This is a genomic window from Bartonella sp. OT172YNZD (assembly GCF_042193725.1).
Taxonomy (GTDB): Bacteria; Pseudomonadota; Alphaproteobacteria; order Rhizobiales; family Rhizobiaceae; genus Bartonella; species Bartonella grahamii_A.
Map to the genome: position 1 here is coordinate 1 of NZ_JBHILZ010000018.1, position 25,016 is coordinate 25,016.

The window sequence follows — 25,016 nt, forward strand, 5'->3', positions numbered from 1 at the left end:
ACTGGATCAGACGGTAAAGATGGCTCAAGCGGAGAAGGCATCGGTGGAACAGGCGTCAATGGAGTAGGCATTGGATCTTTAGGTGAAGGATCTACTGGATCAGACGGTAAAGATGGCTCAAGCGGAGAAGGCATCGGTGGAACAGGCGTCAATGGAGTAGGCATTGGATCTTTAGGTGAAGGATCTACTGGATCAGACGGTAAAGATGGCTCAAGCGGAGTAGGCATCGGTGGAACAGGTGTCAATGGAGTAGGCATTGGATCTTTAGGTGAAAGATCTTCTGATTCAGACGGTAAAGATGGCTCAAGCGGAGTAGGCATCGGTGGAACAGGTGCAGGAGTAACCGGCTCAACAGGTATAACTTCGGAAGGAGTTGGTTTAGGATTAATATAGATACTTTCGAGACGAAAATCCCAAAATTCCCCCGTTCCTTCAACTAATCTATTACTAGGATTAGCCCTTCCCACAGGAGAAGTGGGACCATAGGCTTGAAGATTATATTGATAAGGTAAACCATTAACTGTAACATAATTGTCAGCTAGTTTAAAAGAATCCTGTTGGGCTATCCCAGAAACTTGAATAATCGAAACACTCCGGTTTTTTACATCGTCGATTCTTTCATTGCTTACACTTGTTTCTAAATTCTTTGAAAGATCTTGTACATGAATCACAGCAGTTCCAGAGACATCACCATGGATCAAAATACGATCAACTTTTTGAGGATCAAACAAACCTTCATTATTCAAAAATGCACTGAGCTTAATCTGAACATTGCCATCTGCTCTAAATACTTCATTCATTCCATTGTCATTATATACTTTATCCATTTCATTTTCAATGTATGGCTGTTTCCTTCCAATACGCAGCGTTTGATAATCGTCAGAACTATCTTTAGCAAAAACAATTGTACTGTTGAAAAGACTCAAAAAGGAAATGGATGAATCTGTAGAATCCGGCTTCTGCAAATCTTGATGTTTCCTTTTTCTTAGAGTCCATGTCGAGCCATCTCTTAACTGCAAATCAACAGTAGATATATCCTCAACGCGAGTACCTCCTACAAGTGAAGAGTCATGAGCTATAAGAGAGATAAAAGAGCCTTTTTCAGCTTTTAACAACAAATCACCAGAAATCTTTGAGTTACCTGTTAATTCAATAGAACTGAAAACTTCGCCACCATAAGATCCTCTACTATAAATAGCCGTACCATTTGGAACTGTTAAAGTTGTCTGTGTCAAAGAAACAGATGCCTCTCCCGTAATGACTGCTTCCGCGTTTGAAAGTTCTTCTTCATATCCACCTAGGAATTGAACCAGTTGTTTTGGATCTAACGAATGAAAATACAGACCATAAGTTCCCTCTCCCTGCACAGAAACATTTGATCTTTCAAGCTGAATTTTTGTCTTCTTAAAGTCATCTGATAAACCATATTGTTGAACCAACTTACCCTTATCATCTGCAAAACCTGAAAAATTTTTAATCAAGAAAGCATGCATATCGGTAAGCTGAATAGTATTATCCCTCAAATGAACATCCCCCCCTTGAAAAACCTCAAAAGCTTCTGGAAACTTATCTATAAATTTTTCTTCATCATCGTCATCAACGCTATCCCTTTCCTTTTTTCCTTTCCCATTAATCTGCATTTTATCAAGAAGATATCTCCCCCCGAACCGTGATGAAAATGAGCCTACCTCCTCAAAAGTAACTGTACTACCTGACATTCTAACCATTGCACCAAAATCGCTAAGAATACCTATCGATTTTATATTCAAATCCTCTGGCTTAATCCCAATATTTACAGAAACTAAAGCAATATCTGCTTTTTTTCCCGATGCATAAATAGCATGCGAACTCCCCTCAAAAGCCCCTCTTGTCATGTTAATAACTGCATTCTGAGCACGAAGACCGGGTATATTATTAAAATTCGCATTGGTTAAATTAAGCTCTCCGCCATCTTTTACATATGCACCATAGGCAGATATTTGATCTGAATTATCACCCAGAACAATGATCTGAGATGCATCAATAACCGTGCCTTCTTTTTCCACATATATGGCAGCAATGGGAGCGGAATCATCAGAATCTTCCTGGAGACCTTTTAAATAATAAGTTTTATTATGAAGTGTGTGTCTTCCACCATCATCACACTTATAAAATGGAGCAGCTGGATCACACGAACCTCCAGCAGCTTTAACATTGACAACTTGCAAAAAATGAAGAACAGCTGTTGTTAAAGTACATAAAAATATATGATTTCGGAATGTATCAAACATAACTTCGCTTTACCCCTCTTTATTAAAAGATAAAGAACACTTAAAAATGATCAAAAAAACTTCTTAAAATACGAGAAATAAAAGACAAATACTAAATATTACTACTAATATAAATATATATTATAATATAACTATACACTTATATATAAATTATTTTATATTTCAAGTACAGCTAAAAATGACAATGGAATCTACCTAGAGAAATTCCCCTCCAATACTAATCTTAAACAGTTTATGCTGATAAGAAAAAGCACTATGTTGTTACCTGTTGAAATCAAAAATCTATCCCATTCAAGATCATATAAAATCAAGACGAAATCGGCAAAAGCTTTGGAAAAATTTAGCTTGATAGGGAACACTTTCAATTACAAAAAAGGCAGCGCACTATAGCACCTTTTATACAAAATCCACTTTGCACTATCATTAAAAGCAGTAGCATAATCACTAGAGAAACTCACTCCCTAAAATCCAGCTTTATTAAGCTTGTACTTATATCTCCATGCAATGTAATTTGCAGAGATAATTTGGCATTAAAACCCAATTCCTGTCTCTAGGATAGAGCCTAAAGCAGCCAATTAAAAAGTATCACCCAAATGCACGATCTCTTTACCTCTCAAATCTCTGACTAAATGAAGCTGCCATTTTTAAAAACAACGCCCCTCCCCTCCAGATACAGTAAATATCTTGATTCAACACCCAACAACACGCATCAGCTCATTTTTTTGTTTCTTCATCCAACATCAAAACCATCAATATTGCAGACTTTATGAAACGAAAAATTATGATAAACAAACTAAACCTGTGATTCAAAAATAAAATATCGGCTGCCTATCATAAATGTTTTACCAACAGTTAAGAAAACACTTAGAAGCTTACCTCTCAATGCAGCCGTTTTACCTCGCTCAAGTGTGAAAACATTTCCATTAAACAAACCATAAGAGAAGAGAGAATCCATATAAAAACCTGTATCATGCTGCATGCTTCCGCTGTGATTGTCCATTTATCAAATATACTTTCTTGACTTTGTTTAACCTTTCGAGGCTGCAAAGAAAGCTTGTCATAAACCCAAAAGGACATTACCGCAAACACACTCTCACTTATTCTCATTCTGCGAAAAACGTCTTTTTCTATCGCTTTATAAGCAAGATCACCTTTATCACCATATTCAAGCCCAGATAAATTTGAACTATGAAGTATAATGATACTTTCCTCTGTAATCGCTCAAAACAGGACAAGATTTTTATTGATTTTCAACAATCGACGAAAACAGTCTATAGAGTTTCCAACTGCTTATTTTGAGCACTATTATCCAACAAGACGACATGAAATAAACCATTTTATAGGAAGAAACAAAACGGAATCTATAGAACTACGGCTCTCGCATTTCGCTCAAAATGCAGAGAAAGCTCAGAAACAAGAGCCCCCCAGATACAACAAGAACAGTATCGGATGCAAGAAGAAACAGACATAGTGCATAAAAAGCAGCAGGAATAAGATGAAAAACGGAGAAAAACTCAAAATTTAAGACCTTAGCCTAAATTCCAGAACGGCTTAACCAACCTCAAACTCACTCACATATTAGCGTCATGATAAGCAAGCGAGCAAACACAATTTAGATCAGGAAAAAAAGCCACAGACTATGCTCGTAGCTTTTAAATGAAACAATTAAAGCACAACTAAGCTAAAAACGATAGCGCAATCCCCCAGAGAAACTAATTCCAGAAAAACCAGCCTTTGTAAGCTTGTGCTGATAAACAAGATCTCCATGAAGAGCAAACTTCGAAGACAATTGAGCATTAAAGCCTAATCCAGCCTCTAATGAAGAACCAAAAGCACCCAATTTAAAAGCATCCTTAAAATGCACAGTTTGTTCCTTCCCAAAAGCATGAGTCAGATAAAGCTTACTATAAAAAGCAACAGCATTCACACCTTCAGAGCCTGTAGGAGTCTTGATCAAACGTCCACCAACACGAGCCACCCACTGATCAAGTCTTCCCATCTCAATATCAAAGTTATCAATATCACGAGCCTGATCAAATTGGAGATTTTGATAAACAACCTGAACTTGTGGATCAAAAACAAAACCTTTATAGCCCGTTGCCAATGGCTGACCTCCCGTCAAAGAAACGCTTAAAGGTTTACTCTTCAACGTTGCTGTTTTGTCACGTGCAAGGGTGAGAACATCGCCTTTCAATAGACCATAAGAGAACAAACCATCTACATAAAAGCCTGCATCATGCTGCATAGTGGCATATGCTGTCGCTATCCATTTATCAAATACACTTTTTTGACTGTATTCAACATCTTGAGGCTGCAAAGAAAGTTTGCCATAAGTTCCCATCACACCAAAGGACATGGTACCATACATACTTTCTATTGTTTGCAACAAAGCACTAGCCTCTATGGCCTTATAACCAAGATCGCCTCCGTAACCATATTCAAGCGCGGACAGATCTGAAGCATAATGGTAATGACCACCATAGCTGCGCAAAAATAAAGCAGGCTTTTCATAAACTTCTAGCGTTCCATTGGAAATGGTCCGCAATATCTCCAACTGCTCGTTTTTATTGCTAATATCCATCAAATCGATATGGAATAAGCTATTTGGCAAGAGCAGATAAGTCGGAACTTGCGGAACAACAGATCTTACAGCAGAAACAACATCTACAGAGGATTCAGCATTGGCAGTGGATGTAAAATCGACAGTAGATGTCGATTCCACAGAATGTTCAGGAATAATATCCGCAACAGAAATACGTACAGGAGGCGTATTTTCAGAAACAGTAGAAGATATACCCTCATCAGAAACGACATATTGATTTTCTAAGCGAAAATTCCAAAAAGGCTCATTGTTATTAATAAATTTATCGTCCTTAACAAATCTCTGCTTCATATGCTCTTCCTTTACAGTAAACCTTGGAGCATAGGAACGAAGAACATATTTATAAGGTGCCCCACCTAGCGTAACGTATTGGCCATTCAATTGAAAAGAATCATTTCTCGCTTCTCCATATACTTGAATAAGTGAAATACTGTGCGCTTTTGCACTTTCTTCTCCTGAAACTCCTGAAATACCTCGCACGTGAACTATAGTTTTTCCACGAACGTTACCGTGAATTAAGAGCCTATCCGCTACTTGATTGTCATTCGAAACACTAGGATCCAAACGCGCATTCATGTGAATCCAACCTTGGTATGCCCTATAAACAACATCAGATCCCTTTCCAATGCGCATAGTCTGATAATCATGAGATGTATTGGCTCTTGGTTCTTCAAAAACAATAGAACTGTTATAAAGTAATACAGACGAAACCGATAAATCACCGATAGAATTAAAATCGTGTAAATTGTTATGTCTCGGACGCAATAAAAACCATTGCGAATTATTAGACAATTGAAGCCTGACAGTAGAACTTTCATCAACACGAACTCCCCCTACGATAGCAGAAGCATTAGCATTAACCATTACAGAAGAGTTATTTTCAGCTCTCAGCAATAAATCTCCTAAAAGCCTTGCACCTTGAAAGAGATTAATAGAACTATTGGACTTGCTACTATAAACAGCTACCTTATTTGGAACTATAAAATCCGTTCCAACCAAAACAACTTCTTTTTTTGACGGATCATTAAGTTCCATCTCTCCTTCTAAGCGCATACCATATGCATCGCCCCTTATTGTAATAGTAGAATTTTCAACGTTAGTAAAAATATGACCATTCCCCTGCAATGAAAATAGATGAGCATTGGTAACATCAATACGACCTTTCATAAAATTAATGTTACCGCCTCGAAGCGCATAAAAAGCTGAATTTTCACTGCGACCATCTGCTTTCATGATCTGATTTCCCTCTACACTAAGAGAAACCCCCTTTAGCACGACGTTCCCTTTTCCTTCTATCTTAACTCCAACACCATTTGTCTTAATTTCCATATTGTCTAAATAAATATCAGAAACTCCGCCACGGTCAGCTTCTACGCCATTTGCAGAAGCTCCCACTCTATCTTCCTCCTTTGTTACAGAAACTGCTACTCTGATTGCGTCAATCGAACCACCTTGCATACTTATTGATCCACGACTAGCATTCACTCCCACCAAAACGCCACTTAAATTCGAATTTTTCAGAATGATACGTCCCTCCTCTGAGGCCTTTACACCATATTTCCAAAGTCCTTTTTCCGAAACACTGTCCACACTCGAAAAACCCCCAACTGTTATTTCTTGCGCTTCAACTATGGTACCTTTCTTAGATACCTCTATGGCTGTATCTGCATCACTGTTTTTATCAGTTAGTTGATAAGTTTCTTTGGAAATCTGATTTGTCTGACCATTGCTACACCGGTAAGATAACCCACTCCGACCACATGGAGAAAGATCTCCCTTAATGCCCCCTTCACCAACACTCTGCAAACTGGCATCAACTCTTTGCAAATTTGCATCAGCATTGTGCACAAAGAAAAGAATAGCTGTTGTGAAAGTACATAAAGAGAGATGATTTTTAAAAATTTTATTCATAGTTCCGCCGTAAATTTTTTCTCCCCGCTTATTTAAAATACAAACTCTGCCAAACGACCTTGGGCACGAGCAACACGTTTAATATATTATGTTAATATATTTTATCGATAATTAATACAATTTGTATTTTATATAAATGCAGAATCAAAAAATCAACTGAAAAACGCATTTAAGATGCGCAAGATGCCTATCTTCAAAAATGCTAAACAATATAAGGCTCTTTAGAAGAGAAAAAGCCACAGGTATAACCTGTGGCTTTTTCAAAGATTAATCAAAAACAGCAATAACACTAGAAATGATAACGCAAACCACCAGAGAAACTGGTTCCAGAAAAACCAGCTTTCGTTAGCTTGTGCTGATAAACTAAATCGCCGTAAAGAGCAAAGTTTTGAGACAATTGGGCATTAAAACCTAATCCAGTTTCTAACGAAGAACCAAAGGCACCCAACTGAAAAGCATCTTTAAAATGCACAAATTGTTTTCCTTCAAAACCGTGAGCAAGATGAAGCTTGCCATAGAAAGAAACAACTTGAGCCTTATCAGTTGCGACCAGCCTCTTTGTTAAACGCCCTCCAACACGTGCCACCCACTGATGAAGCTTTCCCAGCTCAATATCAAAGCCATCTACATCACGCACCTCATTAAATGGAAGATATTGATAAACAACTTGAACTTGCGGATCAAAAACAAAACCACCCTCCCCCACCATAAATGTTTTACCAGCAGTCAATGAAGCACTTAAAGGATTTCCTTTTAATGTTGCCGTTTTGCCACGTGCAGTTGTTAGAACATCACCTTTAAACAAACCGTAAGACACAAGACCATCAACGTAAAAACCCGCATCATGCTGCATACCACCGTATGCCGTAACTGACCATTTATCAAATGTACTTTTTTGACTCTGCTCAACATTCAAAGGTTGCAAAGAAAATCTCTCGTAAGCCCCGATAATTCCAAAAGAAGAGGAACCATACATATTTTCAATTGTTTTCAGCAAAACACCTGCCTCTATGGCATTATAATCAAGCTCGCCGCCATAACCATATTCAAGCGCGGAAAAATTTGAAGTATAACGATGATTGCCGCCATAACCGCTCACAAAAAAGATAGGATTTTCACGACTTTCTAATAAGCCCCCAGAAGCAATTCGTAAAGCTTCTAATCGCTTATTTTGATTGCTCAAATTCATCAAACCAATGTGACGTAAGGCATTAGGCAAAAGGAGATAAGTCGGAACCTGCGGAACAACAGCCCTAACTCCCGGCTTAGGATGAGGCTCCGGAGCTGGTGCTGGAGAAGGTTCTGGTCCTGGAATTGGCTCAGGGAAAGGCTCCGGAGCAGAATCCGGTTTAGGTTTAACATCAGAATCTATAGATCTACTTTCAAGACGGAAATCCCAAAATTCTCCATTCCCTTCAACTAATCTTTGATCCATGTTTGCTTTTCCTAAATGAGACCCTGGACCATAACTATAAAGCTTATACTGATAAGGTAATTTATCTAATGCTACATAACCACCTTCCAACTGAAAAGAATCTTTCTCTGCTTGTCCAGAAACCTGAATGATTGAAATACCTTCATCATTTCCTCCCCTTCCCGTGTATCCTCCTGGACTTCCTGAAACTGCATGCACTTGGAGCTTTGTTTTTCCCGAAACATCACCATGAATTAAAACACGATCAGTTTTTTGATGATCAAGAGCACCACCACTATTCAGATAGCTATTAAGGGAAATAGAGGCATCGTCCAGTGCTTTATAAACTTCACCCTTCCCCTTTCCAATACGAAGGGTTTGATAATCATCAACAGAAGAAGATTCGTGTCTTTTAAAATTAATAGAGCTCTCACCCATAAGACTAACTAATGAAATAGAAGAATCATGTGCAGCCTCATGTTGATTTTTTTGCAACGGTTGTTGTAAAATCCATTTAGAACGGCCTCCCAAATAAAGTTTGGCATTAGAATTTTTATCAACGTAAGTACGGCCTTCAAGAGTAGAAGCATCAGCCAAAACTGTTATAGAAGCACCTTCCTCAGCTTTTAATAAAAAATTCCCTGAACGAAGAGTGCTGTGCACCAACCCCACCGCACCAGAAATAATGTTTCTACCATAAAGAGCCGCATCGTCTAAAACAGAAAATTCTGTTTTATCCAAATTAACAACTTCTAATCGTGGTGGAGCTTTTTCTTCCTCTGATGAAATTTCCTCTTTTTTAGCTTCACCTTCGCTCCATGGCTTCTCTCCCCGCAAGAAGATACCATAAGATCCCTTACCTTTTACGGTAACAGAAGAGGATTTAATATTAACTTCAGTCACAGGAATCTTTGAATCAGAATCCTCATTTGATAAATCTTTAACTTCCTGTAGAGGAATAGAATTGACTTTAGTTTCTAATAATATGCCATGGATATTCCCAGCACTAACAATAGTACCCTCTAAATTAACAGCCTTCCCTGAATCCATATGCACAACCGCATGATCCTTGCTTCTGTCACCCTTCCCAGTAATTTTAACATTCTCGAGATTTACTTTTCCACCTAACATCGAAGAAATCCCATGGCTGTCCATAAAATCAACTGATCCACCTGACATCCAAACTTCTGAATGATCATAACTTAAAAGACTTGCGATCCCATTAGCGGTCTTAATTTTTGTATCTTCTAAAAGAACAAACGAATTCTCTGTTGCATCAACACCCTCATGACTTTCCTCAATCTTTCCATTTTTTACCTCAATCACTCCATTACTCGCACGAAGGGCTATAATTGCACCTTTGAAAATCGGATCTTCTAAAACAATCTTACCATTCTCTAATACATGCACACCTACTAGAAAAGTTTCGTCAGTAACTTGACTACTAACCGTTACATCCTTCCCATTAACTTTCGTACCTATTCCTTTCACTGTTATAGCGGTAGCGCTCGTTGTTTCCCTCCCACGTACAACATTATAAGACCGATTATCAATTTTGTCTTTTTCACAATTATCGCATATATAATATGCACCGTCATGTAATATAAGCTTACCATTTTCATCTATTTCACGGGCGTATGCATTTCCTTTTTCCTCGCTACCTCCACTAAAAAAGCTAGAATTATTGTCCCTAATAGGATACCCATCAACACTGCTGATAAGATAACTGCTGTTTAGAACAGTGGGAGCAATTGGGAGGACATAAATATCGGTCTCGATATTTCTAATACCATAAGAAGACCCACTATAATGCCGTCCAACACTTGCACCAACCACTACTCCATTTTGGAGCAAAGAGAGGATAGCTGTTGTACAAGCACATAAACATACATGATTTCTAAAAACTTTAATCATAGTTCCCTCGAAACTTTTCTTCCCCTCTCATTAAAAATAAAAGCACCTGAAAAACATCCCCTTGCACACCTCAAAATACGAAAAGTGTAACAAAAAGAACATGCCTCATGCTCATTTGAACTGTGCAATGAATTATCCCAATAAATTTGGCAGAAGCTCTACGCTAAAACCACCTATAGGAGAATAATTAAAATCACACTTTATAAGTGTATAATGCATTCTGTATTTCGTGTAAAGAAAAAATAAAATCAGTGCGTGCAATTAATTAAAAACACAACCAAACATTGTGAACTTTAAAAATTAATCCACAAGGAGATGAATGAAACAATGATTTAAATCAGTGGAAAACAAACTATCAAAAACGAGTTTTAGAAAACATCAAATATTATATTTAGATAATCTCAATACAGTACCAAAAAAAATAACATAACGTATACTGGACTCCTGAACGCTTAAAAAGCCGATTAAAAGTGAGGCACTCTATCGCATCAGTAGAAGCATAAATTTTAAGAAAATTCACTTTAGCATCGAAAAGTGCTCTCATGCATAAAATAAACTATGTCTTTTTTCGCTCAATCAAGAAGATGAGAAGCTTTTAAAAACAACACAAGTTATTACAAAGAAAAAAGGCAGCACATTGTGCTGCCTTTTTTAAAAAAGTACATACCGTATCTTATATTAAAACTGATAACGTATTCCTCCAGAAAAACTTGTTCCAGAAAAACCAGCCTTATTAAGCTTATGTTGATAAAGAACATCAGCATGTAGAGAGAACTGTGGTAACAATTTGGCATTAAAACCCAATCCCGCTTCGAAAGAAGAGCCAAAAGCACCTAATTTAAAAGCGTCTTTGAAATGCACAGTTTGTTCCTTCCCAAAAGCATGAGTCAGATAAAGCTTACTATAAAAAGCAACAGCATTCACACCTTCAGAGCCTGTAGGAGTCTTGATCAAACGTCCACCAACACGAGCCACCCACTGATCAAGTCTTCCCATCTCAATATCAAAGTTATCAATATCACGAGCCTGATCAAATTGGAGATTTTGATAAACAACCTGAACTTGTGGATCAAAAACAAAACCTTTATAGCCCGTTGCCAATGGCTGACCTCCCGTCAAAGAAACGCTTAAAGGTTTACTCTTCAACGTTGCTGTTTTGTCACGTGCAAGGGTGAGAACATCGCCTTTCAATAGACCATAAGAGAACAAACCATCTACATAAAAGCCTGCATCATGCTGCATAGTGGCATATGCTGTCGCTATCCATTTATCAAATACACTTTTTTGACTGTATTCAACATCTTGAGGCTGCAAAGAAAGTTTGCCATAAGTTCCCATCACACCAAAGGACATGGTACCATACATACTTTCTATTGTTTGCAACAAAGCACTAGCCTCTATGGCCTTATAACCAAGATCGCCTCCGTAACCATATTCAAGCGCGGACAAATCTGAAGCATAACGATAATGACCACCATAGCTGCGCAAGAATAAAGCTGGATTTTCATGAACTTTCGCCATTCCACTGGAAGCAATCCGTATAACCTCCAACTGTTTGTTTTGATTGCTAATATCCATCAAACCGGCATGGAATAAGCTATTTGGCAAGAGCAGATAAGTCGGAACTTGCGGAACAACAGATCTTACAGCTCCTCCAGAATGAGAAACAAAACCAGTTTTAGTAGAAGAATCTAGAAGAGATGTTCTTTTAGGATCACTAGATTCAACATACTGATTTTCTAAGCGGAAATTCCAAAACGCTCTACCATCCTTCATAAACTTCTGACTAACATGCTCTTCTGCTGAAGTAGTTTCTGGACCATAAGAACGAAGAGTATACTTGTAAGGTGAATTTTGCAGTGCAACATACTTACCATTTAGTTGGAAAGAATCTTTCTGTGCTTGTCCGTAAACCTGAATAATGGAAACACTATGCGCTACTTTATCACTTCCATTGTTTTTTCCCATACTTGCTGAAACCGCTTGCACATGCACTAACGTCTTTCCAGAAACATCACCATGGATTAAGAGCCTATCTGTTACTTGCTCACCCGTTGGATCACTAGGGTCCAAACGTGCATTGAAGTAAATCGAAGCACCAGAAGCACTGTAGACAGTACCACTTCCCTTCCCAATACGAAGCGTTTGATACTGATGCTCTCCAGATGTCGGAAGTACAAACTTAATAGAACTATTTGCAAGATTTATAGAGGAAATACAGGAATCTGAGCAATCCGCATTCGAACTTTGCTGAAGCTGATGCCGACTTTTCGTCAAAATCCATTGCGCTCCATTAGACAAATCAAATTTTGCATAAGAATTTCTATCAACGCGAGCACCACCCGTAATTAAAGAATCATCAACAGATACTGACAAATTAGAACTATTTTCAGATCTCAATAATAAGTCACCCGAGAGATGTGCTTTATCTGCTATAGAAACACGGCCACTAGAGTTATTACCATAAATAGCTATACTTTTTAGAACCTCAAAATCAGTTTTTTTCAATGAAACCACCCCTGTTATATCCACAGGCGCTTTCTCTGAGGAGGAAACTACACTTGGATTCACACTCCTTGTGTGCCTAATAGGCGTTCTATTTGCAGCATGGTTCTGTGCACCTATTGATCTTTGATCCATACCATCAAAATATATACCGTAGGATTCATCACCTTCCACTCTAATAGTAGAATATTCAATATTAGCATAATTCACAGAAGAACGAATCTGGGAAGATCTCTTTGTCCTAGAAGAACCTGACTCGACAACGTCACCATTATTCCTAATCCACAAAGCATTAGCATCAGTAACAACATTCCCATTCGCAAAACCAACAGAGCCACGATCGCTCAACAAGAAAGCTGCACGCTTTTCTGTTGAATTTGGCTTATTTTGTCCTCTTTTTGCAATAATATTAACTCTGTCTAATGTAACATTTCCGCCGGATTCTGACCTAACTGCCACGCCATTTGTTAGAGTAATAACCCCAGAGTCCACAGTTATCTGACCAGCATTACTAGCCAAAGCAGCGACAGCTAAATCCCCCGTTAAATTAACTCGTGTATTACTTAAATTAACAGACGAACTTGGCCCCACCAGAACACCGGCATAAGTAGCATTGATCGCCCCATCAGTCATTTTAACCTTTCCACCCCTTTGCGCCTCAAGCCCAATCAGAGAAGATTGCACTGTTGATTCCTTGCTCAAAACAACCTCTGCATTTTCCTCTGCAAGCACAGCACTCATAGGCCGTAACTCATTAACATCACTTTTCAGATTAGAAGAAGCTGCGCCAACAATAGTAGTGCGCTCCACATTAATAACTGTATTCGTTTTATTTGCATGTATAGAATGCTGATTATTATCACTTACTTTCAGCGTACCAGCATTTATTGTATGCGTTCTTCCATCATTGCACGAATAAGAAGTATTTGTATTATCACACCCAGTAGCCACACCAACAGAACCCCTAGTTACAGCAGATTTTTCAGATGCAGCAGAGAGAACACGAGCCACAGGGGGTTCAGATACAGTAGAAGGAGTAGACACTACAGTTTCAGAGCGCGCAAGTGTAACAAGTGGAACACTTCCAGCAAGTCCAGAAGCCTGAGATCCACCAGAAACTATAGGAGACGTAGCAGAAACTCCATTAGAAGAGGAAGAAATCGATCCAACTGCTCCAGATGCTTCAGTCACAGGTGTTGAAGTAGCAACCTGAGTTGTCGCAGTAGAAGATACCATAGACTCTTCATCTGGTTCAGATCTTCCAAGTGAAGACGGAGAACTACCTATAGATCTACTTAGAGATGGAACACGAGTCACAGCCTCAGAATCTGAAGAAGTTCCCAAAGTTGCTGCATCACCATCTTCTTCAGATCTCCCCAATAAATTAGGCTGAGAAGCGCTTACAGAAGCAGAAGTACTAGGTGATGCATGAGCAGCACCAGCAACGGATTGAGATTCACGAGACACACCAGAAACCTCTACACGCAGTTCCCCTTCAGGCTGCGAACTTCTAGGAACTACAGCTGCACTTTGACCTTGAGCATGAGAACCTTGAGCCTGACCTTGAGGTCCTTGAGCTTGAACTTCTCCAGTAACATATTGATTCTCTAAACGGTAATCCCAAAAATGCGGAACGCTTTTCAATTTAGGATCGAAAAATTTCGTAGCCGAATTCGAACCGTAAGCACGAAGAGTATATCGATAAGGTAAACCGTTTAACGTAATATACCCACCATCCAACTGGAAAGAGTTTTCTGCTGCTTGTCCATAAACCTGAATAAGTGAAACACTGTAAGGTCGACCATTAAGTGCCTCCTGTCCTGATGGTGCGCGACTTGAAACAGCATTCACAGCGACCAAAGTTTTTCCAGAAACATCACCATGTATTAAAAGTCTATCAGAGACTTGAGCATTACCATCTTCACTCGGCATCAAATCTGCATTGAAGATAATCTTGGAAGTTTCAAGAGCATTATAAACCCTACCACCTCCACTACCAATGCGAAGTGTTTGGTACTTATTACCCTCACCACCTGTCAAAGAAAAAAATCTAATATTACTATTTACAAGCTGTATAGACGAAATACATGAATCTATACAATCGGCATTTGATTGTTCCAAATTGCTAGATGCAGAACTCTTTGTTAAATGCCACTCCGTTCCTCCAGATAAAAAAAGTCTAGCACGAGAATTCTCATCAACACGAGCAGCACCCATAAGGAGAGAGTCATGAACAAAAACGGATAGATCGGAATAACTCTCAGCCTTTAATAGTAGATCACCCGAAAGAGTCGAATCGTCCGTTACAACCACATGCCCTTTCAAATTATCACCATAAATGGCCACACCACTTGGAAGCCTGAGAGTGGTATCTTTCAAAAGAACCGAATATGTTTCAGGTTCATCTTTTTCACATAGATCAATATCATCAACATCAAACTCCTCAGGCTTTTCTACAAAACCATTAAAATGTATACCATAAGACATTCCTCTCGCCTTAATAGTTGACGACCTTATAACGGCACCACCATTCAAAAGAACAGAATATGCTTCAGGGTCCGCAGCTTTTGTAACCTCTGCAATCTCAGTCATAACGGAAGAAATATCATCAAAAAGGTTTTGATCCATTTCATCTTCACCATCACCTTCAGTGATAGAAGGAAGCTTGTAAACACCACCTGAGAGCGCACCTTGAACTGCATTCCTTACCTCTTCCTCCTCTTCCTCCTCTTCCTCATCTTCCTCATCTTCCTCATCACCAAGCAATACAAGCTCCATGCTCTCATTTCTATCATTAACGGCAAAACTTTGGAAATGGTCATTAACCGATATTACTGAAGCATCGGAAACATCAATTATTCCATTATTAAAAGAAATAAAGCCGCCACTCGATAACAATACATGACGCTTAGGCTCAGGAACAACAAAATCCCCACCCAAACCTTTTTCCTGCATTTCTTGCCTTAACCGAAGCTGCTCTGGACTCACCGAAAGTCCGTTTTGCTTCAATTCAGAACCTGAAATTCTAACATCATGTAGCACAACATACCCCATACCTGCCGACATAACCCCTACCCCACTTTCACCCAACTTCACCCCCCCATATAGCATTTTTACTATAGATTGACCCATACTCAACAAACCGATCCCGCTTACATCAACGGTTGCCGAATATAAAACAATGGAGGATTCTAGATCAGCCAAAGCCCCCAAATAAGTTTTCGTAATAGCCCCACCCTTCATGTTGACTTTACCTTTTTCTGCAGCTCGAAGACCAACGTGAAACCCCTCAATACTTGGTCTCTGTAAATCAATCTCTGTACCCTTTTCATAAAGAGAACTTGCAAATACAGCAGCTCCTACAGAATCCTCCTCTTCCTCAAGAATTGTATTAGGACTAAGCAGAAGATGAGGTCCTGCCCCAGCACCACCTGGAACACCAACACCTGGAACACCAGGTGAAAGCGACTTACCCTTAATTGATACATCATTCACATTAATAACTACATTCTGCCCTTCAGCACGTACAGCATATTCACCATATGCCTTCGCTTCAATACTACCTCCGGTTATCGTATGGCTTCCACTGTCCTGACAAAAAATAGGTTGTCTAGGACTCACCTCATTATCCTGAGCTTTACACGATGATTCTTGAGGAGAAGACGCTCTAAGAAGACTACTTTCTCCGATACAGATATCCATACCTTGTAAAAAGAAAAGAACGCTCGTTGTAAGAGCACATAAACGTGTACGATTTTTAACTACGTTAATCATATATCCAACTTTCTATAAATCTTGTAAAAGCCACTGGCATTGAGTAAAATAAGATAAGAGACCAGCTTCTAACACATGTTAGACAGCTTTACAACATAATGTTTTTTACTTAGTGATCGTATTGTGCATAAAAATGCCTAAATTAAGTTTTCAATGGGATAAACCCTTTGTAATTAAAGTAAAAGGATAAAATGATGATCAAATATTTGAAACGGGTAACTTCTGTTTTTGTTGTTGCAATCAGCTTTGCAATGTTTTCATGGGTAAACCCGAGTGTAAATGCAGCAAATGTGACTATTAATCATGTTTCAGGAAGCACTATAGTTTCCACATCTCCTAAAAAGGTTATTGTGTTTGACCTCGCATCGCTTGATAATATGAACCGCCTTGGAATCGAAGCAGTTGTCGGTGTTCCTGAAGGAAAAAAGCCTGCATATTTGCAACAATTTGATGACGAGAAATATGAAAAAATTGGTACTCTTTTTGAACCTAATTATGAAAAGATCGCTGTCCTTCAACCTGATCTCATTATTATCTCCTCGCGGACTCAAGCTAAATATAACGATTTGTCTAAAATTGCTCCAACTATTGACCTGACCGTAGGAAATCAGAACTCTCTTGAGGATATTGAACGAAATGTGTCTATTCTTGGAAAAATTTTTGGTAAAGAAAAAGAAGCTGAAGAGCAGATTACAAAACTCAAGGAAAATTTAGCAGAAGTCCGTAAAAAAACTCAGGGGAGAGGTACAGGGCTTATACTTATGACATCCGGTGGAAAAATAAGTGCGTTAGGCCCTCAATCACGTTTTGATATTTTCCATTCAACATTTGGAATTGTTCCTGCAACGGATAAATTAACCGTGCAAAAACATGGACAACTTATTTCGCCAGAATTTATTTTTGAGACCAATCCTGATTGGCTATTGGTTATTGACCGTGATGCCGCAATTGGGCGAGAAGGACAATCTGCAGCACAACTGCTCGATAATGATCTCGTCAAACGCACAACAGCTGGAAAACGAAACCAAATTATTTACTTGGATTCTTGGAGCTGGTATGGAGTGAGTGGGGGTCTAACTGGACTTAACGAAACAGCTCAGCAACTCAATCAAGCCTTTACAAAAAGCGAATAAATACACAAAGAATTTACTTGTCATACAACAAATCATAAAATAAAGCTTTAAGAGCAGAAGTTATTTGTGAAAGACTTCTGCTCTTTTTATTGGAAAATGTTTTAACGTGAAAAATTATTGGATAGCCATAATAGTTCTTGTTCTACTATCTATCCTGAGTATTTTTGTTGGCTATTCGGATGTGACACTTTACGACCTGTTATCAGGCAATCCACATGCGTGGCTTATCTTTTGGCAAACACGTCTTCCTCGTACAGTTTCAGTGCTTTTGGTAGGCCCAGCACTTGCACTCTCAGGTATGATTATGCAATTGCTTGCACGCAATCGTTTTGTAGAGCCATCAACTGCTGGAACCGTTGAATCTGCCTCTCTTGGTATTCTTTTTGTAATGATTTTCCTGCCCAATATACCTGTTTTAGGAAAAATGGCCGTCACTACGATTTTTGCAATGACTGGCGCACTCCTTTTTATGTTTTTATTACGTCAGATTCCTCTAAAATCTGTTCTTATTGTGCCACTCACAGGAATCATGCTTGGTTATGTCATTGGCTCATTAACCAATGTGATTGCTGATCATGAAATGCTTCTTCCCTCTCTTCAAGCCTATTTATTTGGTAGTTTTGCAATGATTATTGATGGAAAATATGAACTTTTGTGGCTTGCTTTTCCCCTGTGTATTCTTGCTTATTTTACTGCCGATCGTTTTACAGTAGCCAGTCTAGGAGAAGATCTAACTAACAATCTTGGGCTTAATTATCGTAACGTTATGTTTTGGGGCCTTTTTATTGTCTCATCAATCACCGCCGTTGTAGTCTGTACAATCGGCCGAGTCCCCTTCGTCGGACTACTTGTTCCAAACATTGTTTCAAATTTCATGGGCGACAATATGCGTCATACAGCTCCATGGGTAGCAATCAATGGTGCAGGACTGGTATTAATCTGTGACATCTTAGGACGAATAATTCATCCTTCTCTTGAAATTCCCATAAGCACAATGATGGGAGTTATTGGGAGCTTTATCTTTATTATACTGCTTTTACGCTGGAGAAAGCGTTTTGGATAAAAACAAAGCAACAAAGCTTGTACTGACAATGCTGATTGTAAGTGCGTGCACTGTAATTAGTCTTTATATGACATGGAATGTCAACATTTATACGTGGACATTCCGTTTAACCAAACTTGCCTCTCTTCTTCTCATTGCCTATGCAATAAGCGTTTCTACCGTTTTATTTCAAACAGTTGTCAATAATCGTCTTCTTACGCCTTCTATTATGGGGTTTGATCAGCTTTATATTTTAATAAAAACCATTACGATTTATTTTCTCGGCTCCCTTTCTTTGCCTTTTTTTAGTGAAGAAGGACAACTCGTTCTTGAGTCTCTCATTCTCATTATTTTTTCAATAAGCCTTTTTCGCTGGCTATTTTCGGGAAGCCTCAAAGGGCTTCATTTAACCCTCTTGATTGGTGTTGTTTTAGGGGGCTTTTTTTTCAGTTTACGCATGTTCATGCAGTTACAATTAAATCCAGACCAAATAATGAATTTAACGGACATCATGTTTGCAAATTTTAATAAATTCAACACCTCATTAATAAGCTTTGCCACAATCATTATCTTCATTATTAGTCTCATTGGTTGGCGTTCACGTCACCTACTTGATATTCTTTCTCTCGGACGCGAGAACGCTCTCAATCTTGGAGTTAATTACCATAAAAGCGTTACAGCTATTCTTATTTTTGTTTCTATTCTCGTATCGATTTCCACAGCACTTGTAGGACCCGTTACCTTTTTTGGACTATTGGTTGCCAACCTTTCTTATGAACTTTCCCCACAAGCAAAACACAGTATTGTTGTTCCAATTGCGATATTATTGGCTATTATTTGTTTAGTTGGTGGACAATTCATTTTAGAGCAAGTTTTTAATATGGCAGGACGCTTGAGTTTTATTATTGAATTTTGTGGTGGAATCACCTTCTTAATTTTACTAATGAAGGGGAAACTAAAATGATTGAAATCAATCACCTTTCCAAGTCTTATGGAGCTAGAGTGATTATTGATAACTTATCTCTTCATCTTCCAAAAGGAGGAATTGTTTCTCTCATTGGCCCCAATGGTTCTGGAAAATCAACCCTTTTAATGATGATAAGACGTCTTTTACCGAGTGATAAAGGCACAATTAACGTCGACGGCTTAAATATTGACACAATGCCTCACGATATTCTGGCGCAAAAACTATCAATCCTGCGTCAAGATAATCCTTTATCCTTTCGTCTAACTGTATACGATTTAGTCAGTTTTGGCCGCTATCCTTACTCCAAAGGCTGGTATAACAACGAAGATAAACAATTTATTGACAGCGCACTCCGATATCTTGGCTTAGAAGATCTAAAAAATCGCTTTTTAGATGAACTGTCTGGTGGGCAGCGTCAGCGTGCTTTTATCGCGATGGTCATCTGTCAGGATACTGATTACCTTTTGTTAGACGAACCACTGAACAATCTTGATATGAAACATTCTGTTTCCATGATGAAGCAATTACGCCACACAGCTGATGAGCTAAAAAAAACCATTCTCATTGTCATGCATGATATTAATTTCGCATCATCCTATTCGGATATGATCGTTGCACTCAAGAATGGTAAAGCAGCTTATTGTGGAACACCACAAGAAATTATGCAACCAGAAATTCTTCAAGACATTTATGATATAGATATTCAGATCCAAACAATCCATGGCGTACCAATCGCCCTTTATTATCAATGAATTTTTCTTATTATTAGTAATCTACTCAGATTCTTTTTTTAAGCTTGCGTGCCCTGCAAAATCTGCTAAAAATGACAAAATCTGCTTACTGGGGAATAGTTTAATGGTAGAACAGCGGACTCTGACTCCGTCAATCTTGGTTCGAATCCAGGTTCCCCAGCTGTAGTTGTAGCTTGTGTAGCTGTAGCTTGCCAGCGGGTTTTGTATTTGTAGCTTGCCAGCGGGTTTTGTATATTTTGCCACTAGGTTTTGTACCAATTTATTTTTTTCAAAGAGCTTTTAAAGGTGTTCTCAAAGGGTCTTCAAAGACCTTTCAAAGGGTATTTAAAACCTCTTCCATGAATCTTTTTTTCTTCCTCTAAAAGTCGCAATTTGAGATGATGAATTCTTGAGCCAGAGTCGGATTATTTGAGACGCGGCATTTATAAGATGCAGTGACCTCTTTTAAAATAAATTGAGTGATAATTTTTCTGTATTCTAAGCACATTATTAAAAAGAGAGATATGTTTAAGCAATTGTGCAATGTTTGCACCATTGCTGGTTTGAGGAATTGGTGCAAGTTGCACCTATTCCTCATCACGATCGATCAAAGGGTTAACTTGACCCTTTGATTTTTTGTTCCTAACAGACTCTATTCTTCGCTGCTTTCCCTTCCCTTGTTGGGAGCTTCGAGTGTAATTTCTGTTGTATAACCGCTTTGTTTTTCATAGCAGTGGGTGACAGTGGAAGCTTTCCATGGACCATTGATTTCACCGCGGAACCCTTGCAACAGCAAAGGTTGGTCGGCCATGATTTCTGGTCGTCCCGCAAGGGACAAAGAACCACTCCCCACAGCACGACAAAGTCGGTCTGATTCTGATGCAGCAGCAGCCAAAGCCTCTTCCTTGCTGGTGTAACAACAACGCAAACGACGCACGGGACCGCTGAACCCTGTCTGATGTTTGACTTGGCCCTGTTTCCCTGTTGAGCGATCAAAATAAGAAGCTTCAATAGTGCCGTATTGCGTGCGTGGCTCTAACGTGAATTCCCAGTTAGAACAGTCGTGCTTATGAAGTTTAAGTGCTGGTAAATTATCCCCGCTTAAAAATAAAAACTTATGGTCTTTGATTAAAAAACGCGCCCGCATGCGGTCCGCAAGGCGGGTTAAAAAATCAACAGCCAATTGATCTGTACGAATCACATAAGAAAGAGTTTATTTGATAAATTGTGGACTAACTTTTGCTTGATAGCCATGGCGTTTGGCGAGTGTCTCAACAATCTCACCAACAGTTTTGTGATCAAAATGTTCACTCGCTTGTTCTTTGAGTTCTTTACGCATCGAGGCGCTTTTGCCACAAAGGCACAAAATCTCTCCATCACTGCCCCCAATACTCACCACCGACTCGACAACAAAACGCCCCATAAAGGCACTGATGCTGTTCTCATAGCCAAAAATCACTTGCAGAGTGCTGTTGCTTGAGGGAACCTCTAAATCATTACCACTATCATCAAACTCTGCTTCAAATGTATCGGCTTCATTGCCGGCATGGTCCGTAATGGTTGCGGTTAAAAGACGCTGGTAAAAAACCTCATGAACAAGCTTATCCCCCACCCTCACCTCAATAAAAGGATGCGTGCGCATTAATCCCATAACCGCTTCACCACGCTGTTCTTTTCTTGGCTAACAAACTCAGGCAGAATGACCTTTAAGCCCCGTGGCAACAGAGCACCATACCCTGCAATACCTGGATTGGCTTCCAGTGTGGCTTCTAAATAGCCATTTAGTCCCCCAACTTGAGAACGGTCCCCTAACACAGCCATGGCATGGTGAAAGCAGATCAGATCGAGACTCATATCTTCTAGCTCTACCACGAGGTGCTTTTCTGGTATCTTCATGGCGTTTCTCCTCCTTGGGAATATTGACCATATCCCTCTTGGTATTGTCCCACCTGATATTGACCTTGCGGTTTTCCTCCATCGAAAAACGGTAACAAGCTAATGGCATAGCGAATGCGCCCCGATTGACCAGAGCGACTAATATAGTCGTGATCTTTCGTGACACTGGTGATTACCACAGATCCATGGAGAATGGCGCTATAGCCATTGTCACTCATCCAACGGATCATCTGAACGGGCTTGGCAGCACGAATGGTTCTGGTGATGGCATCTATCGCTACCCGGTCCCCAAACTCTTCTGGAAACAACACCCCATGGATGGTTTTAGGATCATTGCCATAGCCGGTAAATTGCAAACCGGGAGCCTCACCAAAACGCTCTAGGCAAACCCATGAAGCAGAAAATCTTCCTCAAAAGATTGGAAATTCAGCCAGTCCACATAAAAAAGATGTGGTCCTAACATCAGCAAAGGATCTCTCATAGACGCCCTCCCCTTGATTGTATCCCTTCCAGCACGTCATCTCTTTCAAAACGTATCATTGCATCTCTCCTACCATTGCGCTCTCCTAGCACTTCATCCCTCCCCTCATTGTGTTCTTTCCAGCATGCCGTCTTTTCCCTTATTCTGTAGCCCGTATCATTCTGTCCCGCCATGCAGCGCATTAGCGCGTGCCCGTTGAATGGCGTGGGCAACCGCACGACCGGTGGCAATGGGATCACGCGCCCCATTGACATGCACTGTGACATTTTGATTGTGTGTGATAGTGGAATGCTCTTTGCCTTTTGCTTCTGTGAAAGGGGAATTTGCACGCCCCGCCCCTGCAAATTGTGCAATCGGTTGAATGGTTGTTTTGCCCCCCAAAAAACTTGGCAAAAACTCTCTTACATCAATGGAACCAATCCACCCCTTAATGCGGCTAGGCAAAGATTTACAAAAATCCATCAATTGTGAGATAGATGACATAAAGCCATCGACAATCGAATTAGCCAGATCTTCGCCCGCTTGTTCCATACCAGCCTTGGCACTCTCCGAGAGCTTTTCCTGTGTAAAAAAACTCTTCAACCATTGCCAAAAGTTGGAAAAGCTTTGTTTAACGCCCTCCCACAAATTGCCAAACCACTCGGCAACAGAGGAAAGCTCTTGTTTAAACTTTTGCCAAACTTGAGAGAGATCAAAAGCATTGGCGATTATATTTTTCCATTTGGTAATGGTGGTGGTATCAGCACCAAAAAAGCGCATAACAGCTTCAAAGGCTTGCCCAAAAGCGTGTGCTATTCCCCGTGCAAAGCCCTTCATAAAAGAAGAAAAACGATCCCAATATTTCCACAAAGCAAAACCAGCAGCCAGTATGACCGCCACAACAGCAGCAACCACAGCCCCTATTGGGGTAAAAATACCCCCCACAACAGAGGAAATACCCGCCCCAACCACTTCGATCACTGTCCCGATCCAACCAAAAGAGGCAGCAAATGCACTTCCTGAGACAGCAATCCCCCGTAAAGCCCCGACCAACAAGGTCATGGGGCGTAAGAGTCGGAGTGAACTTACCCCAAGAGCCGCGGTTAGCAAGCCCAGTGAGCGCCCTGCGGCTGCTAAGCCCCGCCAGCTTGCAGCAACACCACGACTGAGTACTCTAAGCTTAATAAAAGACGTGATCAACTGAAGAAGCCCAAGACGTGTGCCAGCGAGGGTAAAACGCAAAACCCGTAGAGCAATATTAAAAGCCATCAGGGCAGCAATGGTTTTGATAATGGCGCTTGTTAAAGTGGGATGAGCATTCGCCCACGCCATAAGCCCATTGGTAAAATTGCCAACACTTTCCATCAAACTGTTGAGGGGGGGCAGAAGCACTTCACCAATGGTGATGCCCAAAGCCACAATGCGGTTTTGTAAGAGTTCAAATTGTCGCATAGCACCGGTTGCTTGTTTGTCGGCTTCTTGTTCTACGGACCCTTTAAAGACTTTTGGGTCTTCAACATATTTTAAAGCTTGCCCTAACAATTCTGGATTGCCCACCAATTTGGCAAAATCGCCCGTGAAGTCCCGCCCAGCAATGGCAATCAGCGAGCGCATCCCTTGTTCGGATTTGCCCAACACATTAAAAAAGCGCACCAAGGTACCGGTGGCATCTTTGTCGAGATCTTGCATGAATTTTTCGTGGGAAAGCCCAATATTAGCAAAAGCATCTTCAATATGTTTGCCCCCAGCCTGAATGCGCGCACTCATCGCATTAAAACCACGCGCGGCACTCTCAGGAACAATCCCAGCAGAAATCATCGCTGTACCAAATGCCGCGGTTTCGCGGGCTGTCAACTTAAACATGGTTGCTGCACCGGTGGCACGATTGGTAAAATCAGACACCTCACTGGCCTTTGCCGCCATGTGGTTCGAGAGATGATTGATAGCATCACCTAAATCTTCAATGCCTGCTTGATTAAGCTTAAAGACATTGCGCAATTTAGCAAAGCGCTCCCCAATCTGATCCCCCGTCATATCAAAAGCCACAGCTGCTTTGGCAGCGTAAATGCTAAAAGCCTCGAGATCTTGTTCACCAATTCCTGCTTGGCTGGCACTGGTCATCAGTTCCAAAACTTCACGCGCCGCTAGCGGAATCTTGGTGGAGGTTTCCAAAGCAAAACGGCGCAATTCCTTTAAGCGATCAAGAGAGGCATCCAGAACCTTTTCCAAGCCTTTCATCGATTGGTCAAATTGCATGGCTTTATAGAGCGGTGCAATTAAGGTTGCTGTTTGCGCAAGCGCACCCACCATGCGCCCCCGCGCTTGGATAAAAGCATTTTCCGCATTCTTTGTCGCATCCTCAAGATGTTCAGGGTCAAACCAATTTTTAAAGTGCTG

11 protein-coding genes, 1 tRNA gene and 2 pseudogenes are annotated in these 25,016 nt (G+C 40.1%); 5 read left to right on the forward strand and 9 right to left on the reverse strand.

The annotated features are described in order from the left end of the window. From ACFIJS_RS07655 to ACFIJS_RS07675, 5 genes are all read right to left on the reverse strand, one after another. The coding region (locus tag ACFIJS_RS07655) for an autotransporter outer membrane beta-barrel domain-containing protein (protein ID WP_375650996.1) at positions 1 to 2,270 on the reverse strand (2,270 nt) is incomplete at its 3' end. Positions 2,271 to 3,063: 793 nt separating this feature from the next. After that, a complete protein-coding gene (locus tag ACFIJS_RS07660; protein ID WP_375650997.1) occupies positions 3,064 to 3,249 on the reverse strand; it encodes a hypothetical protein in 186 nt (61 codons plus the stop codon). A 702-nt stretch (positions 3,250 to 3,951) separates the two neighbouring features. Next, positions 3,952 to 6,783 (reverse strand): autotransporter outer membrane beta-barrel domain-containing protein, encoded by a 2,832-nt coding sequence (locus ACFIJS_RS07665; protein WP_375650998.1) that lies wholly within the window; start codon positions 6,781 to 6,783, stop codon positions 3,952 to 3,954. 289 nt (positions 6,784 to 7,072) lie between these two features. Then, entirely contained in the window at positions 7,073 to 10,111 is a 3,039-nt protein-coding gene (locus tag ACFIJS_RS07670) for an autotransporter outer membrane beta-barrel domain-containing protein (protein WP_375651000.1), read from the reverse strand. A gap of 678 nt (positions 10,112 to 10,789) precedes the next feature. After that, a complete protein-coding gene (locus ACFIJS_RS07675; RefSeq protein WP_375651001.1) occupies positions 10,790 to 16,390 on the reverse strand; it encodes an autotransporter outer membrane beta-barrel domain-containing protein in 5,601 nt (1,866 codons plus the stop codon). A gap of 194 nt (positions 16,391 to 16,584) precedes the next feature. On the opposite strand from ACFIJS_RS07675, the gene ACFIJS_RS07680 reads away from it, so the two are divergent. From ACFIJS_RS07680 to ACFIJS_RS07700, 5 genes are all read left to right on the forward strand, one after another. Next, positions 16,585 to 17,523 carry a siderophore ABC transporter substrate-binding protein gene (locus ACFIJS_RS07680; RefSeq protein ID WP_375651007.1) on the forward strand — a complete coding sequence of 313 codons (939 nt, stop codon included), beginning with the start codon at positions 16,585 to 16,587 and terminating at the stop codon, positions 17,521 to 17,523. A gap of 106 nt (positions 17,524 to 17,629) precedes the next feature. Then, positions 17,630 to 18,586: an ABC transporter permease gene (locus tag ACFIJS_RS07685; protein ID WP_375651002.1), complete on the forward strand. Its 957-nt coding sequence runs from the start codon at positions 17,630 to 17,632 to the stop codon at positions 18,584 to 18,586. After that, the gene (locus tag ACFIJS_RS07690; protein WP_375651003.1) at positions 18,579 to 19,529 is read left to right on the forward strand and encodes an iron chelate uptake ABC transporter family permease subunit; all 951 of its coding nucleotides are present in this window, start codon (positions 18,579 to 18,581) and stop codon (positions 19,527 to 19,529) included. The genes ACFIJS_RS07685 and ACFIJS_RS07690 overlap by 8 nt, the downstream gene beginning before the upstream one ends. Next, complete coding sequence (locus ACFIJS_RS07695; protein ID WP_375651005.1) at positions 19,526 to 20,284, forward strand: ABC transporter ATP-binding protein; 759 nt, start codon at positions 19,526 to 19,528, stop codon at positions 20,282 to 20,284. Before ACFIJS_RS07690 ends, ACFIJS_RS07695 begins: the two co-directional genes overlap by 4 nt. Positions 20,285 to 20,373: 89 nt before the next feature. Continuing rightward, a tRNA-Gln gene (locus ACFIJS_RS07700) sits at positions 20,374 to 20,444 on the forward strand. A 471-nt stretch (positions 20,445 to 20,915) separates the two neighbouring features. Here the strand turns inward: ACFIJS_RS07700 and ACFIJS_RS07705 are convergent. From ACFIJS_RS07705 to ACFIJS_RS07720, 4 genes and pseudogenes are all read right to left on the reverse strand, one after another. After that, positions 20,916 to 21,905: pseudogene (locus ACFIJS_RS07705) on the reverse strand (phage late control D family protein). Then, positions 21,905 to 22,159, reverse strand: coding sequence for a tail protein X (locus ACFIJS_RS07710; RefSeq protein ID WP_375609809.1), 255 nt, complete (start codon positions 22,157 to 22,159; stop codon positions 21,905 to 21,907). The pseudogene ACFIJS_RS07705 and the gene ACFIJS_RS07710 overlap by 1 nt, the downstream one beginning before the upstream one ends. Then, a pseudogene (locus ACFIJS_RS07715) lies at positions 22,156 to 22,640 on the reverse strand (phage tail protein). The gene ACFIJS_RS07710 and the pseudogene ACFIJS_RS07715 overlap by 4 nt, the downstream one beginning before the upstream one ends. 156 nt (positions 22,641 to 22,796) lie before the next feature. Next, a partial coding sequence (locus ACFIJS_RS07720; RefSeq protein WP_375651006.1) for a phage tail tape measure protein occupies positions 22,797 to 25,016 on the reverse strand: 2,220 nt, incomplete at its 5' end.

Bases quoted from the DNA above. Each gene is read 5' to 3' on its own strand.
- ACFIJS_RS07710 (WP_375609809.1), bottom strand. From the start codon at position 22,159: ATGAAGATACCAGAAAAGCACCTCGTGGTAGAGCTAGAAGATATGAGT.
- ACFIJS_RS07670 (WP_375651000.1), bottom strand. From the start codon at position 10,111: ATGATTAAAGTTTTTAGAAATCATGTATGTTTATGTGCTTGTACAACA.
- ACFIJS_RS07660 (WP_375650997.1), bottom strand. From the start codon at position 3,249: ATGCAGCATGATACAGGTTTTTATATGGATTCTCTCTTCTCTTATGGT.
- ACFIJS_RS07680 (WP_375651007.1), top strand. From the start codon at position 16,585: ATGATCAAATATTTGAAACGGGTAACTTCTGTTTTTGTTGTTGCAATC.
- ACFIJS_RS07695 (WP_375651005.1), top strand. From the start codon at position 19,526: ATGATTGAAATCAATCACCTTTCCAAGTCTTATGGAGCTAGAGTGATT.
- ACFIJS_RS07675 (WP_375651001.1), bottom strand. From the start codon at position 16,390: ATGATTAACGTAGTTAAAAATCGTACACGTTTATGTGCTCTTACAACG.
- ACFIJS_RS07665 (WP_375650998.1), bottom strand. From the start codon at position 6,783: ATGAATAAAATTTTTAAAAATCATCTCTCTTTATGTACTTTCACAACA.